Annotated in this window: 13 protein-coding genes and 3 pseudogenes; 12 read left to right on the top strand and 4 right to left on the bottom strand. The window is 52.6% G+C overall.

Features of this window, described 5'->3' with window-relative positions:
* Positions 1-313 precede the first annotated feature (313 nt).
* The gene (locus tag C4J86_RS13295; protein ID WP_124372428.1) at positions 314-1039 is read left to right on the top strand and encodes an autoinducer binding domain-containing protein; all 726 of its coding nucleotides are present in this window, start codon (positions 314-316) and stop codon (positions 1037-1039) included.
* A 47-nt stretch (positions 1040-1086) separates the two neighbouring features.
* On the opposite strand, the gene C4J86_RS13300 is transcribed toward C4J86_RS13295, so the two are convergent.
* On the bottom strand, positions 1087-1677 hold the full coding sequence (locus tag C4J86_RS13300; RefSeq protein ID WP_124370730.1) for an acyl-homoserine-lactone synthase: 591 nt from the start codon (positions 1675-1677) through the stop codon (positions 1087-1089).
* A 267-nt stretch (positions 1678-1944) separates the two neighbouring features.
* Between C4J86_RS13300 and C4J86_RS13305 the strand changes: the two genes are divergently transcribed.
* The 6 genes and pseudogenes from C4J86_RS13305 to C4J86_RS13325 all read left to right on the top strand — a co-directional run bounded on the left by C4J86_RS13305 (position 1945) and on the right by C4J86_RS13325 (position 8821).
* Positions 1945-4128 carry a PAS domain S-box protein gene (locus tag C4J86_RS13305; RefSeq protein WP_124370731.1) on the top strand — a complete coding sequence of 728 codons (2184 nt, stop codon included), beginning with the start codon at positions 1945-1947 and terminating at the stop codon, positions 4126-4128.
* Complete coding sequence (locus C4J86_RS13310) at positions 4125-4490, top strand: response regulator (RefSeq protein WP_124367081.1); 366 nt, start codon at positions 4125-4127, stop codon at positions 4488-4490. Before C4J86_RS13305 ends, C4J86_RS13310 begins: the two co-directional genes overlap by 4 nt.
* 207 nt (positions 4491-4697) lie before the next feature.
* A pseudogene (locus C4J86_RS27395) lies at positions 4698-5375 on the top strand (PAS domain-containing protein); the annotation flags it as partial.
* A gap of 111 nt (positions 5376-5486) precedes the next feature.
* Positions 5487-5963: pseudogene (locus tag C4J86_RS27400) on the top strand (methyl-accepting chemotaxis protein); the annotation flags it as partial.
* 436 nt (positions 5964-6399) lie between these two features.
* The gene (locus C4J86_RS13320; protein WP_124370733.1) at positions 6400-7578 is read left to right on the top strand and encodes a PD-(D/E)XK nuclease family protein; all 1179 of its coding nucleotides are present in this window, start codon (positions 6400-6402) and stop codon (positions 7576-7578) included.
* A 124-nt stretch (positions 7579-7702) separates the two neighbouring features.
* The gene (locus C4J86_RS13325; protein ID WP_124370734.1) at positions 7703-8821 is read left to right on the top strand and encodes an HNH endonuclease; all 1119 of its coding nucleotides are present in this window, start codon (positions 7703-7705) and stop codon (positions 8819-8821) included.
* Between the two features lie 297 nt (positions 8822-9118).
* Here the strand turns inward: C4J86_RS13325 and C4J86_RS13330 are convergent, their stop codons facing one another.
* On the bottom strand, positions 9119-9613 hold the full coding sequence (locus C4J86_RS13330) for a hypothetical protein (RefSeq protein WP_124370735.1): 495 nt from the start codon (positions 9611-9613) through the stop codon (positions 9119-9121).
* A gap of 100 nt (positions 9614-9713) precedes the next feature.
* Here C4J86_RS13330 and C4J86_RS13335 point away from each other — a divergent pair, with 100 nt between their 5' ends.
* Together C4J86_RS13335 and C4J86_RS13340 are read left to right on the top strand one after the other, a co-directional pair.
* Positions 9714-10808 carry a hypothetical protein gene (locus tag C4J86_RS13335; RefSeq protein ID WP_124370736.1) on the top strand — a complete coding sequence of 365 codons (1095 nt, stop codon included), beginning with the start codon at positions 9714-9716 and terminating at the stop codon, positions 10806-10808.
* A gap of 819 nt (positions 10809-11627) precedes the next feature.
* Entirely contained in the window at positions 11628-11993 is a 366-nt protein-coding gene (locus C4J86_RS13340) for a hypothetical protein (RefSeq protein ID WP_124370737.1), read from the top strand.
* Between the two features lie 426 nt (positions 11994-12419).
* Here C4J86_RS13340 and C4J86_RS13345 read toward each other — a convergent pair whose 3' ends face one another.
* Positions 12420-13346 carry an HNH endonuclease gene (locus tag C4J86_RS13345; RefSeq protein ID WP_124370738.1) on the bottom strand — a complete coding sequence of 309 codons (927 nt, stop codon included), beginning with the start codon at positions 13344-13346 and terminating at the stop codon, positions 12420-12422.
* The gene (locus C4J86_RS13350) at positions 13347-14465 is read right to left on the bottom strand and encodes a hypothetical protein (RefSeq protein ID WP_256681699.1); all 1119 of its coding nucleotides are present in this window, start codon (positions 14463-14465) and stop codon (positions 13347-13349) included.
* 626 nt (positions 14466-15091) lie between these two features.
* Here C4J86_RS13350 and C4J86_RS13355 point away from each other — a divergent pair.
* The 3 genes and pseudogenes from C4J86_RS13355 to C4J86_RS13370 all read left to right on the top strand — a co-directional run.
* Positions 15092-15360, top strand: a pseudogene (locus tag C4J86_RS13355) (integrase core domain-containing protein); the annotation flags it as partial.
* Between the two features lie 740 nt (positions 15361-16100).
* Complete coding sequence (locus C4J86_RS13365; protein WP_124370740.1) at positions 16101-16793, top strand: hypothetical protein; 693 nt, start codon at positions 16101-16103, stop codon at positions 16791-16793.
* Between the two features lie 256 nt (positions 16794-17049).
* On the top strand, positions 17050-18195 hold the full coding sequence (locus tag C4J86_RS13370; protein WP_124370741.1) for a cyclic GMP-AMP synthase DncV-like nucleotidyltransferase: 1146 nt from the start codon (positions 17050-17052) through the stop codon (positions 18193-18195).

Here is an 18195-nt window from a genome sequence, read left to right on the forward strand (position 1 = left end):
CTGTCGCACCTTCGCGGCTGTTCCGAGCGGTGTTGTTTATACACCCGCATTTCCTGGGCTTGGAACTACCAGATCTTGTAGTGGCTCAAGCCTGAGTGGGGCGGTGCGGGCTGTCGGACAGGTTGTTGCATTATTATGAATGGGCAGGTTCATTCGTCGGCCGAGAAACAGTGGCCTATGGCTAGTTAGTTGGGTTAGTCATAAGAAATCTAGTGCTAGTGCGAAGCAGTCTATGGCGCTGGGATTTTGTGTTTGACATGAGTTCAGGTTGGTTTAGTCTCACATCTCCTTTGGAGCTTTATAGGTGTTCAAAATGGAATTAGGACAGCTGTTGGGATGGGATGCTTATTTTTACAGTATCTTTGCGCAAACCATGAACATGGAGGAATTCACGGCGGTTTCATTGAGGGTCTTGCGTGAACTGCGGTTTGATTTCTTTGCTTATGGCATGTGCAGTGTGACGCCGTTCATGCGGCCCAGAACCCATATGTACAGCAATTATCCCGAAGACTGGATACAGCGCTATCAGGCAGCTAACTACGCAACGATCGACCCTACGGTGAAACACAGCAAAGTCTCGTCGGCCCCCATTTTGTGGAGCAATGAGCTGTTCCGAGGCTGCCCGCAGCTGTGGTCTGAAGCCAACGATTCGAATCTGTGCCACGGCCTGGCACAACCTTCGTTCAACACACAGGGGCGTGTCGGGGTGTTGAGCCTGGCACGCAAGGACAATGTCATCAGTCTTCAGGAGTTCGAAGCATTGAAGCCGGTGACCAAAGCGTTTGCCGCGGTGGCCCTGGCGAAGATTTCCGAGTTGGAAAGCGACGTTCGTGCGTTCAACACCGATGTGGAGTTCAGCGAGCGGGAATGTGATGTGTTGCGCTGGACCGCAGACGGCAAGACCTCGGAAGAAATTGGCGTGATCATGGGCGTGTGCACCGACACCGTGAATTACCATCACCGCAACATCCAACGCAAACTCGGTGCCAGCAACCGCGTGCAGGCCGTGTCTTACGCGGTCGCGCTGGGCTATATCTGAGGTTCATCGACTGCGCCGAGTCGTCCAGCAGGACGACTCGGCCGGTATCATGCGGTCTCTTCCAGAAACGCCCCGGACGTGAAGGCTGAAGGCATGCGCGCACCACGGTGGTGTTCACGGTGAGCCGAAAGTTTGATCGCGAGGATCTTTTCGTCCTGGTGCAGGGTGACCGGCCCCAGACGTTCGTAGTTGACCCCATTGATTTTGTAATAGCGCTCCATCGTGCTGTTGACGATGCCGACGATGGCATCGGCGCCCGCCAGGCTGGCGATCTTGAGGCTTTTCCAGAACAAAGGCATGGCCAATTGCGGTTCGCGGGTGGTGAAACGTGTCATTTCCCAGATGGCGGTATGTTTGGGCGGTGTGCCTGCGCAGGTATGGCTGAAGACGCCCTCCAGCAGGTTGGGGAATATTGTGGGTATCAGGCGGGCGCAGCCTACAATGCAATGGTGCTCATTGAACGCCAGGAGGTAGCGGGCGTGCTCCGTGTCGTATTGGTCCCACTCACAACCGGCCTGATGCGGCTGGATGGGCAATCGCCATCCAAGTTTCTCGACGAATTGTTCGTGACGAAAGCGACCTAACATGAGTTTGAGCTGGTCACTCATTTCGCTCAGCGTGTGCTCTTCCATGTGCATGGCAGGGTGTTCCTAGGGGAGGGGGGAAGTGCGGGTTTTTATAGAGGACTTGTAGAGGCTTGGCACCTACAAGATCTTGTAGTGCGTTCTATGCTCCATTTTTACTGAACTACCGAAACCCATAACGATCTAGCGTCTATTGCAGGCTCAGAAAAGATCTTTCCGGGTGAAACGAGATTTATCTGAAGTGGGACGCCGTCTCAGGCAGAGTAGGCCCCAAGACGGTAAAAACAGATGCGTTCCAATCAGGTGTTTGAGGAATGAACGATGTTGAATTTTGATGAGCGCCCCAGGGACGCGCGCGAGCCCAGTGAGTACGAGAAGCTGGTCGCGATGGGAACTCAAACGCTCGATGCCATTCCCGGGGCTATCTATCTCTGTGACCACAACGGGTGGCTCGTCCGATTCAACAGCGAAGCGGTCGAGCTGTGGGGCAGGACACCGGCGCTGGGGGAGGGCGCAGACCGCTTCTGCGGTTCGTATCGCCTTTATTCCACAGATGGCACGCCGTTGGCCGTTGACGAATGCCCGATGGCCTCAACCCTCAACGCGGGCCAGTGCGCGCGTAACCAGGAAGTCTTGATCGAGCGCCCTGACGGATCGCGATTCGTGGCACTCATGAGTATCCGCACGCTCAGAGACCGGGAGGGACACATCCAGGGCGCAATCAACTGCTTTCAGGATATCTCGACGCACCACGCCATCGCCGAGGAACTGCGGCGCAAAAGCTCCGACCTTGAAGACTTTTTCGAAAACAGCGCCGTGGGCCTGCATATTGTCAGCGGCGAAGGCATTATTCTGCGGGCCAACAAAGCCGAGTTGTCGCTGCTGGGCTATTCAGCGGACGAGTACATCGGCCGTCACATCACCGAATTCCATGTGGATGAGCCGGTTATCGGTGACATCCTCACCAAGCTTGGCAGCGGCGATTGCCTGAACAGCTATCCGGCGCGCCTTAAAGCCAAGAACGGCACCATCAAGCATGTCGCGATTACCTCCAATGGGCGCTTTGAAAACGGCAAATTCTTCAATACCCGTTGTTTCACTATCGACGTGACCCGCGTGCACGACGCCGAAACCGAGCGCCAGGAGAGCGATGACCGCTTGGCGGCGACTTACGAGGCGGCGACCATCGGCATTGCGGAAGCAGGGGAGGACGGTCGCCTGCTGCGGGTGAACGATGCCCTGTGCACCATGCTCGGTCGGTCTCGCGAACAACTGCTGGCGATGACCTTCCTGGACTACACCCATCCAGACAGTGTCGAGCAGGACGCGGCGTTATACGCACGGCAGGTGGCGGGCGAACTGGACAATTACGTGTTACGCAAACGTGCCGTAAAGCTCGATGGCCAGCCGATCTATCTGGATATTCACAGCTCATCGGTCAGGGCTGCCGATGGCCGGTTCCGCTACGGCGTACGGGTCATCCAGGACGTGACGCTGGCCCGAGAGATGGAACACCGCGTGCGCGAAAGCGAGCGACACATGCGCAACCTGCTGGAGGCGCTGCCGGCGGCCGTCTACACCACCGACGCCGAAGGGCGTATCAACTTCTATAACGGCGCGGCCGTCGAGTTGTCGGGGCGCACACCGCAACTGGGCGACCTGTGGTGCGTCACCTGGAAACTGTTCAACACCGATGGCACGTATCTGCCTCACGACCAATGCCCGATGGCCGTGGCGCTCAGGGAAAATCGGCCGGTGCGGGGCGTCGAGGCCATTGCGGAACGCCCGGACGGCACTCGCGTGTCCTTTGCGCCGTATCCGACCCCTCTGCACGATGCCGACGGAAACCTGATCGGTGCGATCAACATGCTCGTGGACATTACTGAGCGAAAGCAGGCAGAAGACCGACAGAAAAACCTGATCGATGAACTCAATCACAGGGTCAAGAACACCTTGGCTACGGTCCAGTCCCTGGCGGCGCAAACAGCGCGCAGCGCGCGGGACGCCAACGAAGGCTATGTCCGCTTCGAAGCCCGGCTGCTCGCGCTGTCGCGTGCCCACGACCTGCTGACGAAGCGGCATTGGGGCCACACTCCACTGAGCGTGCTCGCCCATGAAGTGCTAATGCCGGTATTCGGCGATGAACCTGGGCGCATCATGATCGCCGGTGATGCCATTGATGTGGACACCCGCGTCGCCCTGAGCCTCACCATGACCCTCAATGAGCTGGCAATCAACGCCCTGAAATACGGTTCGATGTCGAACGAGACCGGGACACTTTACGTGAACTGGAGCGTTCAACCCCAGCCGGACGGCGCGCTACTCACCCTGGACTGGCGCGAGGAGGGCGGCCCTGCAGTGATCACGCCAGAACGCAAAGGGTTGGGTTCGCGTTTGATGCAGCGCTGCATCGAGCGTGATCTAGACGGTTCTTTTGAACTCGACTATGCCCATGAGGGCGTTCATTGCCGCTTCTCGTTTATGGTCGTTGAGAACACACCATGACCGTGTTCCCAGGGATCAGGGTGCTGCTGGTTGAAGACGAAGGCGCCATCGCGATGTTGATCGAGGAAATGCTCGAAGACATGGGATGCACGGTAGTCGCCTCCGTGGCCCGACTCGCGAAGGCACTCGAAAAGGCCAGTGTGCTCGACGTAGACCTGGCGATTCTGGACGTGAACCTGGCGGGAGAACGCGTGTTTCCGGTTGCCAGTGTTTTGCGTGCGCGCAATATTCCGTTTTTATTCAGCACGGGGTATGGAGCCAGCGGCCTGCCGAAGGAGTTTGCTGGCTGTCCGGTTTTGCATAAGCCGTTTGCGGAAGACGATCTTCGGTTGAAGATGGCGCTGGCGTTGAATGAGGCGTGATCAGAGCACTGTTTATTGACGTCAAATCATAATTGTGTAGGGCGCCATTCAGTTGCCAGACTGACCGCCGATATCTATTCAAGTCGTATCCGTTGGCGCTAAACCGAGGGTCAGTCCATGTTCAATAAAACTATAAAAGATGAACTGGAGGCCAGGAAGGCTGAAGTAGTGGGTTACAAGGGATTGTTCGAAGCACTGGGCCGCTCCATGGCGGTGGTCGAGTTTGACCTGGACGGAAAAGTGCTGCGAGCCAACGATAATTTTCTCGCCACCATGGGCTATCGCGCCGACCAATTGCTTGGTAAGTCGCATCGGGACTTCTGCACCCCTGCGTTAACCCGCAGCGCGGATTACGGTCAGTTTTGGGCGCAACTGCGTGCCGGTACATTCGTGTCGGGTACTTTCCAGCGAATTAACGCGATGGGGCAGAATGTCTGGCTTGAAGCCAGTTACAACCCGGTGCTCGACGAGCGCGGTCAAGTGAACAGGATCGTCAAGTATGCACTGGACGTGACTGAAAAAGTCGCTCAAGAAGCGCTGGCGCGGGGCAAACTGGCCGCGCTGGATCGCGCCATGGCTGTGATTGAGTTTGATCTCACTGGCAATATCCTCTCGGCCAACGACAACTTTCTACACACCATGGGCTACGGCCTGAACGAGCTCAAGGGTAAGCACCACCGGCTGTTTTGCGAGCCAAGCTTGATTAATAGCAGCGAATACAGCGACTTCTGGCGTCGATTGAATGCCGGCGAGTTTTTCAGTGGCCAGTTCAAACGTATCGGCAAAAACGGACGGGTAGTCTGGCTGGAAGCGACCTATAACCCGGTGTATGACGCTGACGGCAAATTATCGAAGATCGTCAAGTTCGCCAGTGATATCACCACGCGCATCGAGCGCTTTGAAGAGGACTCGCGCGGCGCTTCCCGGGCGTACCATATTTCCGCCGAGACCGAGAAAGTCGCCGAACAGGGCGCCCAAGTCATCCAGGAAACAGCCAGAGAGATGCGCCAGATAGCCGAAAACATTGGTGCGTCGGCGCGGCTGGTCGGTCAGCTGGGTGACCGTTCCGAACAGATCACGGCCATCGTCAATACTATTCGCGGTATCGCTGATCAGACCAACCTGCTGGCCCTCAACGCCGCCATTGAAGCAGCCCGAGCGGGCGATCAGGGCCGAGGCTTTGCGGTAGTGGCCGACGAAGTCCGGCAACTGGCAGGGCGCACCAGTCGCTCGACTGCGGAAATTGCCGAAATGATCGGCAAGATCCTTTCTGAAACCCGTGATGCCGTCGCCAGCATGAACGCTACTCAAGAGGGTGCGCAACGCGGCGTAGGCCTGGCCGATCAGGCCGGCTCGGTGATATTGCAGATTCGCAGCGGCACCAGCGACGCCGTCGCGGCGGTGAGCATGTTCGCCTCCAAACTCGACGAGTCAGAAGTAATTCCCAAAACTGCTGTGAGTTGGGTTGGGTGAAAGGTTAGAGCAGGTGCTTACTTAAATTGTGAGGGTGCGGATCGTGCCCATTCATGCGTGCAGACTGGATCACGCGCGTGATGGCTGCCGCCGGAAATTATCAGCTCGGTACAAACCGGCGCCATTGATGCTGCACTGGCCATCCAAAACAGCCAGGCACGTTGCATGGCGTAGAGTCAGCGGTGGATTGGGACATGCCTGCATTAATACTCAATTTAACAAGTGAACTATGTCGGATGTTTTATCGAGAGCATAATTCGTTCAAAAACAAAAACCTAAACTAAAAAAATCGACTCGTAGGTTCGCTACAATAGGTTCACATCCGACCTTTCATTCGGCATTTCGGTAGGAATAATAGATACTGGCACTATGCCCCCGTTTTCTATTAACATCAAACGACTAGCGGGCATTTCGTTCGCTCAATAGGGCATACGGTATGGACACCTTCTCGCAACTGAATGCACTGCGCGCCGGTTCTGGTTTTGCCTCTCTTAGCCGTTACACGAAGGCATTTGATCTTTTCAGAGTGATGGGCGTGAGCTCCAAAGAGCTCGTTCATTCGAACATTCTCGCCGCCCTCATGGATGAGCATGATGCTCATGGTATGGGCGCGTTGTTCAGAGATGCTTATGTGGTGTCACTTGGACAATTGCCTTGTATCGGAACGCCTTTGTCACAACAAGTACGAGAAAGCACGGCCGGGGCAAAGGCAAAGATTGCCAGGGAACTAGCTCACATTGATATTTTGCTCGACTTCCCCTGCCTGCGCCTCGTCATTGCGGTTGAAAACAAGATATGGGCGGCGGACCAGCACAACCAGGTCGCCAGTTATCAGGAGGCGTTGTGCGAACTTTACCCACACTATGAGTCACGCGCGTTGGTCTACCTCACCCCGACGGGGAGGGAATCGCCCACTGTCGACGTCCACTCCAGCGTGCCTGTGTATTACCAATCCTATGGTGAGTTGGCGGCCCTTTTACATCAGTATCAACCCATGGCTACCCAAGCTGCCGGCTATTTTATTGACCAGTTCGTAACTCATGTAGAGAAGACGATGTCAGGTAACACTGAGTTGAGCCGCCTTTGTTGGGAGGTATTCCAAAAGAACGAAGAGGCTTACGCCCACCTCGTCAAGCACTACAAATACTGCAAGACGCGCAAGATGACTGAATTGTTTAACCGTCTGCGTGAGCGTTTGGCTAGTGATCGCCTGTTTGAGCATTTTGAGGCCGAGATGGAAACTATGTTCTCATCTAATCCAGACAAACAAAAATACGATTTGGATATTCGCCTGCGAAGCTGGCCTGAGGGCGTAGGGGTCAAGATCTACAAACACAGTTGGTTTGGGGTATTTCCATTCTTTCACGCAAAGGATCTTGAATCGCTGATCCCTCGGCTACCCTCGTTCACGAAACCTGCACATGCCGTTCCGGACTGGAAAGATTTGTACTTCGCCTCGACTCGCTTTTTGATCAAGGAGGATCGTTGCGTGCTGGAGCAGGGTGACAAGCTGACGGAGGCCTATCTTGATGACGCGCTGACGCGTGTGCATGACTGCATAATTGAAATCAGTGTAACGCTGGAAAAGTCGTGTTCCAGTAGCAGCGAGAAATAGTCACCAAAGGCTCCGTGGCGGATTACCGGCATCAGGTGTTCGACGCAGATGTCCGCCAGAGGGGCGAGCCGCCGTGAGGTGACGCAGGTCAATAATTTCTAATTTACCAAGGACGAAAAAATCAATGGCGCTATTTATTCAGAAACCGATTTTTTGGAATACGGGCGACTACCTAGCGCCTTCGGGAGTCTTCGGATCAAGTGGGTTCCCTGAAGCAAACGGATATGGCCATGAAGAGTGGAACAACTCTCCAAAAATGGTCCTGTCGCGTGGAAATAATCGTTTTCGGGTGTTTCACACTGAAGGATTGGGCGTAGCACCAATAGACGAAAATGCGGGGCAGACATTTGTATTCTTGACGGCATCGCACGATGGTATTCAGCAGCTAGTTGGCATAGCAGGTAACGCATTTGGTCTGTTCGATGAGCACCATCGGGCGCAACGTGAAGACATTGTTCGCGAGTTATCGCTGAGCGGTCTTTGGGAAGATGCTTGGCGGATTGAGAATGTCCAAAAGCAGTTTGAAGGGAACCAAAGGAAATTTCTGAAAGCGTGGAAAAAGGACCTGCATTGGATTCCAAACTGGATTTGTCCCGAAGATTTTTTTTGGTGGTTTGATAAACCGATCACTTTAGACCCACGGACGATTACGGGGAAGAAAAGGATGCTTGGAATGTACAGTAGATACACCTATTTGGATCTGCCCACAGTGGGTCGAATTATGGATGCCATTCCAGGGGGGCAGCGAAATGAAAAATGGAATCGCCTGATCGACGCTATTCAATGTGCCCCTGCCGAACCATTGCCACCCGGGGAGATTGACGGGGGAAATGAACCCATCACAGAGGTGCTGACTAGAGTTAACGCACGTCGGGGCCAGGGTAAATTTCGCGAGGATCTGATGCAGGTTTGGGGGGGAGCCTGTTCAGTAACGGCGTTGGCGTGCAAAGAGATTCTTCGCGCGTCTCATGTGAAGCCTTGGGTGGACTCTAATGCTAAACAACGCCTCGACCGTCATAACGGCCTTCTATTGTCGGCGAATTTAGATGCCTTGTTCGATAAAGGGCTTATCACGTTCGATAGCTTGGGCCAAATGCAGATTTCGAAACGCCTTAATGACAAACACAGGCAGACTTTAGGTCTACCTAAACCGCTTCGTTTTGTCCCAAAGGAACTTGTTCCTTACCTTGAATACCATGAGAAAGAGGTCTTCCAAGACAGCAGAAGCGGCATCACACTCTGATCGGAGCGGATTGTCGTTAGTGCCGAGTGGATTCTTGGCTTCAGTCATTTTGCGCCGTCCGGGCAGCCTAACGATGAATGTTTATGCTGTCTTTCCGCTTTCCAGGTGCCAATCCTTCCGTATCCCCCTTGCTGAGTAACGCCAACGCCAGTCCCTTAGCAGGACTGGCGATTGTATATCAGCGCTTGTCAGGTGGCGTCTGCCGGTTTACGACCGGCTCTTCGGATCTTCGCTGATATTCCGTGGTAGGCGGCGGCGGAGGCGTCTTGTTTTCGTTGTTGTGTACTTTTTTATCAGTCATTCCGTGAGCACTCTGATGGTTGTGAGTATCGCGAGTAGCATGAAAAAACCGGCGCCCCAAACAAGCTCTTTGTAAGCCAATTCCAAGGGTCTGGATTTTTCATCAATGGCGGTTTTGAGTTTTTCCAAGGTGTCGATGTAGCAATTATAGATGTGGAGCTTTTGCTGCTCAGCGTCAACGACCAGCAAATAGTCAGCCGTGCGGCGACTTGAAGGAAGACTTGGACATTCGCTGATGCGCAGGGCGCTTAGCGCATGCCCCCATGAGCAGGTCACGCAGAAAGCGGCGGCGGCAAAAGATAAAAATATCATCAAGCCCAACGGGGATGAAACCTGGGAAAGTATTCCGTTTTTCAGTCCAGCCAACGCACTTACTGCTGCAATCACAATCGAAACGGCAGTCAGGAATTTTGCGCATTTGTTTTCAAAATGATCGAAGCGGTCATGTTCTTCTTTAAAACGGTCCTTCAAGTAACTGATTGTCTCGTTCATACAATTGTGTACCCGTTGAAAATTCATGAGGTCGAGCAAATATTCGGGCTAACTACTCTACAGGGATTGGTATGATCAGTGTTCAGTCGGGGGGTGGTAAATGAGCATCGAAACTTACCGAAAGCAGGTAACCACCTGCCAGCAAAATATTGCCAAGCTGCAGTCTGACAAGGGGAAGGTGGCCGTTAAAGCCGCAGCGGCGTCGAAAAAAAAGCAAGATGCTTTGACTGCTGCACGCCGGTCGACAAGCGCTTCCATAATCAATTTGAGGGAACGGGAGGCAGAGCGCCATGCCTCCGACCAGAGCAAGGCCCAGGTCGACATGGCTAAGCTTGATAGTAAGATTGCCGATGAGCATAAGAAGCTTGCTGCTGCTCAACACAAGTTTGACCAGGAAGTGGCCCGCGAACAGAAAAAGCACGATGAGGTAAAGAAAAAGCGCGAGGCCGATCTGAAAAAACAACAGACCGAACAGAAACGTGCGGAGCAGGCTCAGGAGCGTCGTATGCGTGAGATTGGGGCGGGGTTGGCTAGACATGAGGGTTTGCACGCAGAAACTGCTTCGCAGATTAAAATGCTAAAGGCATTACCAGAGCAGATCACTGTACTTTTTATGGCGTCAGATCCAGGAACCAATAAGCTTGCGCTTGACGAGGAAGCACGATCTATTGGGGAAAAGCTTCGGGCCTCAGAGCATCGGGATGCCGTAAATTTTCAGACGCGTTGGGCAGTCCGACCGATGGATATCCTTCAGGCTATCAACGAGCTTAAGCCCACGGTTGTGCATTTCAGCGGCCATGGAACGTCTGCTGATGCGCTGGTGCTTCAAGATGATTCCGGAAGGCCAGAACATGTGTCCAAAGAGGGGATTGTTAGTGCAATCGCATTCGGTTCTGAAAGCGTGAAACTCGTGTTCTTCAATACGTGTTTCTCCTTCAATCAAGCGCAGAGCTGTATTGAAAATGTGGACGCTGCAATCGGCATGAGGCGGGAGATTGGCGACGATGGTGCTCGTGTCTTCTCTTCGCAGTTTTACTCAGGTATCGGTTTCGGACACTCAATTCCTAAGGCGTTCGCGCAAGCCAGATCTGCGCTGATGATGGAGGACCTTTCCCAGGCCGATATTCCCGAACTCCATTTGAAGGAGGGGCTTTCTGAGGAAGAGTTGACGCTGGTGCGGCCCCGAAGGGTCTGAGAATAATGACCGCTAGCATGTCGTGAGCACGATGCTGAGATTGAGCTGACGTAGATGAATGAAAAGAGTTTGAGCAATAAAGCTGCTTAATTATCCTACACAACAAGCGACAAGCGACAAGCGACAAGCGACAAGCGCTGACCGGAGCAGCCACGTTATTCAATGACTCGCCATGAACATGAACCGTATGGCCCGTTAAGAGAGTGGACGTCAGAAGCGGCTTTTTTCGGTCCAGCTGTTTAACAGGCTCATGAACATATCTGACATAACACATGATTTAACAAGTGGGCGATGTCACATGTTCATAAGCCGCAAGAAAGCCTATATGGCATAGGTCATGTAGGCCGATGATGAATGGGTTTGTTCACCGCTCTATGTTCACTGACGAGGCGTTCCGAGTGTCTGATTGATCCGACCTTTGGCGTCCAGGGACGCCGCAGTAGCTGGACAGAAAGGCGCGGTGGAGAGATTGATGCTGGCCGACGGTGAGATTCAATCAACCGCGTTTTGCAGCCATTTAGACTGACTATTCCGAAGCACCACAGCTAATGGATCGTAGGCCCCGGGCGATCGAACCGCGCCATGACCTTGCTGCAGCTTGGGGATGGCTGCTGCTGTCGTTTGTGCAGAGTGGGGCGGGAATGCACGTGCGCACTAACTACGCCTCTGAAAGAAGGAGCCACTCCGGGCTTGGCCCCCCCCCCGATAGCAGGAAATCATGTGTTGCACGCTTGCTTAAGGCGTATGCCCCAAGCATTGGCCTCTCAGCAGTGCGCTAATCATTTTGGTGGAGCGCCATTTGTAGGAGCGCAGACTTCATTGAAGTACTTCAATTGGATGTTGGGCTACCAAGGTGGAGTGGTAGACCGCCCATCGGATGATAGAAAAAGCATGCATGTGATGCGCGCGTTGAGCGCTGAGGTAGATGAAAACCTAGAGTGGCTCGGCAATGTTCCTGCTGAAACAGTGCTGAATATCCGGAGGGCTGGTTTGGCTGAAGAGCTGAGATATCTACTTGGTCATGGTGTTTCTGAGCTGATCAAAGTGCGACCAGAGAACTACTTTCGAACGGCTGACCAAGGCGTCGATGACCTGGATCGAGCTCTTGCGGCGCACCAAACGTTGCTGAAAGACGCGCGCAATAAAAAATTAAGCTTTACGGAGTCGACGTTGCATCATGCCTAGCTGCTGGAGCAATCGAAGTAGCGGGGGCACTGACAGGAAATGTGGCCTTAGGCGCGCTGGGTTGTGTTCTAGCGATGGTTGGTCTGCCTAACCTCAAGGACATCTGGTCAAGGTACAAAGAGCTGCAGGCAGAGCCACTTTCTTGTTCAAACTCGCCGACTGGGGCTCTCGTTTAAGCATATTTTGTTAATGGCTCTTATAGGTAATCGCTCTGGATGAGGGTGTCGCTGGGTCGTCATGAGTCAATAAAGAACCCCGCATAGGCGGGTTCCTTTTCAGCGTAGCCAGCCGCTCAGAGGTCTCTAGGACAAAATCCCACCGCAGCGAGTTCAGGGTACGGCTCTCTTGGTTGTCGAGGTAGCGTTCTTTGTAGTACAAAAAAATACAACTTACGCTAAAGGGCTAGAACATGATTTTAGGATATTATCATATCTTCCAGCCGAGATCATATAGGTCTCTCTTTATCGCACCTAGCCATTCGTTTTTATAATTAACGCGATTGAAGTTCAGCGCGACTTCAGGCGTAAGCAACCATGCAGTTTTGGAGAGAATTGAACTATTAATCTCATTAAGCTTTCCAGGACTGTAGATCATTAAGGTATCAATAAATCTATTCAGTTCTCCCTCGGATATAGATAAGCGCTCTTCCGTAAGGAACGTTTGCATTGAATGCTGAACTTTGCCATAAAGCGGATGATTTTTAAGTGGCTTGTTTATTGTGACTTTTGGTAGAGGCACAGCCAAGCCCTGTTCGCGGTGCTTAATATATGCGCTCAGGTCTAAGCTGTACTGGATTGCCTCGGCATCTTCGTATGGATGGAGATGTTCCTTTTCATAAAAATTTGCAGTGCTCTTCAGGGAGCTATTGCAAGGGTGGCAGCTAGGAATCAGATTGTAGAGTGACAGTGCGAGGTATGGATATTTGTGCTTTGGATAAAAATGATCAAGGGTGGGACGCAAGGACTTACTTTTTTTATCTTTATAAATTGTTACAGCCAGACTTTGCTGGCAGTAAGGACACATAGTGTATTTAGATGTCATGCATAATTTATATGCATTCCAAGATTTTGAATCTTTTTGTGCGAAGCAATCATAATCAAACAATTTCTTACATGCTTCGTGAAACTCGTGACACACAGCCTCGGGTAGCGCAGCCTTAGCATTTTCTATGTCCTTAACTACGCTCCTCAGGTTGCTGGGACTTGAGGTTGCCAACAGTCCTCCATACTTCAGCAAAAGAAAATTCATTAAGGGGTTTCGATTTGAAAATTTTTTGGATACTACACCCTTAAAATAAGAGTCATGTAAATCTTTAGTGGTATTTGGCCATATATCAGATATGTTAATTTGCATTTATATCGATGCCTCTGACAGTATGTTTTCTTGTAGTTTCTTATCCAACTGCCGACGAATAACAGGGTCGCCAATCATCTCTATCCGCTCGCGGGAGACTGAGCGCCCTGCAAGAATTTCTTCTACTGTTCGCTTAATTATGCGAGCTGAAAACACCCCCATCGTCCCTGCTTGTCCAACATTCTGGACTACAGTGTCTAAAGGGGCGCCGAACGATTCAGGTGGTTTTGGCAGAGTCGAATCTTCCAGCAAATCCTCTATCCAGCTCTTTCCGTCTAATAGATAGATGCAGTCGCGTGGAAAATCAGACATAAGAACTGGTGAGTGGGTGGCTACTAAAACCTGTACAACTTCAAATCTCTTCTTCAAGCGCGCGACGGTCTTGTCTAAGTAATCTATATATCGTTGCTGCCACGCCAGATGGAGGAATGCATCACCCTCATCCACTATAAGCACTAGATTGGTAAATTTTTTGTCTGCTAAGAGCTGCCCGCATGCCATATCAATGCTAGCAAACTGATGTATCAAGGTTGCGGCACCCGAGCTTAACTGGGTGAGACTTACTCGGCCGATTTTTCCTAGATTCAACAAATTTAGTTGATCACTTTGCTGACCATCAAGTAGGTAGGTGTTTTTGGATAGCTGTGGGTCGTTAACTATATTGGCTACAGTTCTGAGCTTAGCGAGAGCGCTATCAAAATTTTTCTTTGTCACTGTCGCTTGCTTTACTGCTGATGTGTTAACGGAAAATCCCAACGCTGCCAGTAGCTGGCTTTTAGCAGTATCTGAAATCTGGCGCGGCGCGATAGCAAAAGCATATGCCCGAATTGCGAGTAGGAATTCAGGGCCGATCTTTCCACGGAGTTGTTTTGCAAACTCGCCAGCCAGTACTTCCGTTTTCTTTCTGTTCTTCTCAATTTGCTCCCAATCCCTGCCGCCACCTGGTAGTCTCACATCTAGCCGCAACTCCTTTACAGCTGCTTGAAACGGTTCAACCCACTGATCCAGAATTTCTTTGCGACTTGCTAGAACATGTGCCATTAGTTTATTAAATACATTTTCGTCAATCTCCGGAAGCGATAATGCTTTTGGGGCCTCCAGCTCAAACTCTTGTTTCAATCGACCTATAACTTCCTCGTGTTCTGAAGACATTGGTTGCGATGTAGAGCTTAGACTTGTCTGGATAAAGCGAAAGCGATCTCCATTCCGGGGAGAGACTATGTGGTACGGCACAGGAGTGTAATAAACCGCGCATGTCGAATCCGGATCCGCCTCATTACTCCAAGAAGCGCCTGAGGTAGATCTACCGGCTGCGCCTTTCCTCGCTAATATTGATGCTAGCCCCATCATTACCCTAGTCTTTCCGCTCCCATTTGGGCCAACGAGTAACGTCATTGAATCAGCAGCGAATAAGCTGCTGCTCTTCGGCCCAAGGTTCGGGGATGGAAGGAGCGGAACAGTAATGCCTTTAACTTTGAATGATGTAAGCACGTTCTCTCCTTGAGTGTGCATTTGAAAATACAAGAGTATAACAACCTTTGGGGATCATGCCGCCGGGGAAGCCTTCGCCAGTGAAGGGCAGGCTGCCGGTCTCCGATCTGCGGCTGGCACCAGGTCAGTGCCGTGGGGCAACGAAGAGTCGTCCTCTTCGCAGCCATTGGCTACTGTAGTGGTCTAATGAAACAGGACACCCAGTTAAGCGAGAATGCTCGCCTAACTGGATGTCTGATGACCAAACTGCGCCGTATCGCCAGCGGCTCTGGCGATACGGCATCCATCAGAGCATGAGTCGCCGAGGTAATTGCTACGACAACTCGCCAATGGAATGTGTTTTCCGGAGTCTGAAAACTGAGTGGATACCGACCGTGGGCTTCATGGCGGCCCAAGAGGCTCAGCACGATATCAGTCATTATCTGATGCATCGCTATAACTTGATTCGGCTACACCAGTTCAATAACGGACTGGCACCAGCTCAGTCCGAAAAAGACTTAACGTCGTGTCCGGGATCAGTTGACCACTACAGGTCGGCGCCAACGACACCCTCGCATGGAGGAAGCTTGGACTGGACAATTGCAGGTCTGATCTTGAGAGGGTGGTGCGGTCAGTGAAGACTGTCCGAAACAACCTTTTCCATGGCGGGAAGCATGACGCAGCAGGCTGGGACGATGTCGAGTGGATGCGCTTTCTCATTACCAACAGCCAGCTGTACTGGAGCACCTTGTAGATTTGGGTGACCTCCGAGGGGACTATGAGCGGATGTACTAGGCTGGTAATCCCGCTCGAATGTATGCGTCCGAGTATGCACAGGGCCAGCAAAAGCCACCCGTTGTGGGAGGCCTCCTGGAGGTATCGCCGGAACGAACACCTGGGTACTACCAGCAACTCGTGCGTTTACATCTCTAGGTCGAGGTAGGCCTCAGCTACGCCGACCATTCAGTCGAGACCTGGCTGGAAATTAAAGCTCTGCACCTGGACAACCTCCGCGGCCATGAAGGCTGAGCCATCTCGCTTCGTGACCCTGAATGATGGGCCTGCGGCACGCGTGAATCAAACTGAGGATGCCGTGGCCAGGCTCCCGCCTGAGAGCCGTGCTGAAGGGGGTGGTTCGGTCTGGGCACTGTAGTCGCAGCGTGGAAACAAGGCCGTACCCAGAATGTCCAGCAGCCTGGGCCATCTGAGTGTAGTGTTCGTACCGTATGCAGTGAGCAGCAGGTCAAACACCTTGCTGGCAGGGGCCTTGCTAAAGGAGCACGCATGTATCAAGTGATAGGAATTAAAAATACGGCACTGGCCTTTCTGGTCGTTACCCTTGCGATTTTTGCTGGGCTACACCACAACGACCTTCTAGCTTTGATAGGCGAGCCACTGAAGCTGCTGCGAGCCCTTTCAAGTGCGTCAAGCTTGGCCAGCTTTGCATTTCTGATCGTAGGGGAGACCTTCATCTTCCCACTGCTTTGCAAGCTTCCCATTGTCAGAAGCTTCTTCCCTCCTATCGAAGGCACGTGGAACGTCTTGCTTCAGTCAAACTGGGGCGCTATCGAGCGTTTGAAAGGAAATCAATCGGTAGAGGACAAGCTCATCAAGCAGGGGAAAATCAAGATTTTCTCTCGCTTTTTCCGCGTCCGTATGCAATTCGAAGCCGACGACCGCTATTCGAAGTCCAGCACCGTCTGCGTCAGCGTTCAGCGCGATGCTCAGCACGGCACGGTGGAACTCAACTACATCTACGAGAACCTGACGAGCAACCCGAAGATTTCGGACTGCAGTCGGCACAACGGTGCGGCCCGGATTCAAGTACGAGATGAAGGCAGTATGGTGACGATGGAGGGCGTCTATTTTACGGATCGCAATTGGAACCAAGGCATGAATACAGCGGGGTACATCTCATTCGAACGCGAGAAAACACGGCCTTGGTGGCGGTTCTGGGGAGCAAAAGACGCAGTGTAGTGGCAATGTATAATGATACTATATATTGTGCTTATCTTTTCGTCTTGCACTACATATGGTGCGGTGGCATTATTGAATCCAAGCTGCGACCGCTTCGCTGTCTCTTGTGCAAGATCGACGCCTGCCTAGGTTGGCCGGTCGGTGGGGCGGAGTTTGATTTAGCTTGGCGTGATGTCAGCTGGACGCCAGGTGCCCTGCAAGCTTTTAGGGGCTTGCTGACCATTGAAGGCCTTAACCGAATGGGGGAGTGGCGTCCATGCCAAACCTGAGTCCGCTGCTGTACAGCTCGAACGAGCACACGACATTTTTGAAAGAGCTCGACCTGGGCGAGACCGAGAAACAGAAAATCAATTCTGCCCGGGCAGATGTGCGTGATGAACTGCGCAAGAAGCTGCCCGACGCCATGAAAGCCCGGGGTTACAAGGGTAAAGAGCGAAAGCCCAAATTCTTTATCCAGGGGTCGTGGGCTTATAAGACCCTGAATAGACCGTGCCAGACCCCTCCTCAGCAATCGGATGTTGATGATGGCGTCTATCTGCCGATGAGCATCATCACAGAGGAAAATCGCCCCATCATGGCGATTCAGGACTTCCGCGCTGCAGTGCAGGATGTTTTGAAACCTCTGTGTACAGAGAAGGGCTGGACGTTAAGCTCTAAAAAGACCTGCATGCGTGTGGAAGTCTCGACTATTGCCCACATCGACCTGCCGCTCTATGCTATTCCCGATGACCAGTACGCACTGATCGTCGAAGGTCTGGAGGCGCGTAACTACGAAGTGATGAAGGGTCTTGCCATCAATTCGGAGCAGGACTCCTGGAAAAAACTCCCTTCCGACAAGATTCTGCTTGCTTGTGAAGACGAGTGGATCGTGTCTGATCCGCTGAAGATGAAGGAGTGGTTCGAACTTGAGATTTCGGACAAGGAAGAGCAGCTGCGCCGAGTGATTCGGTACATCAAAGCGTTTCGTGACAAGCAGTGGGACAAAGGTGGGCCTAGCTCGATCCTGTTGATGGCTGCAGCCTGTCCAATTTTCGAATTCCACTACAAACGAGATGACCTGGCACTTCTGACGGTGGTTTCCGGCCTGCCGAACGCCCTGCGAGAGGGCGTGAAGAGTCCCGTTGACTCTAAAGTCTTTCTCACGGATGCGCTGGGAGAGGAAGGTGTTGAGGAGGCTGCAGAAAAGTTCGAGGACTTCGAAAAACACCTGGTCGCCTCGATCGAGGACAGTGCTCAGAAAGAGATGGCGTGCTTGTGGATGCGCGCCATGCTGGGAGAGCGCTTCCCTAACCGCCCTGATCTCATCACCGATGCGGTTTCTAAGCCGATGCCTGCGGCAATGGCTGCTATCCCACCTGAGCAGGGGCCGTCCGAGATCGTCAAACGAACGAAAGCGGGCTAG

Source organism: Pseudomonas sp. R2-7-07, assembly GCF_003852355.1.
Lineage (GTDB): Bacteria > Pseudomonadota > Gammaproteobacteria > Pseudomonadales > Pseudomonadaceae > Aquipseudomonas.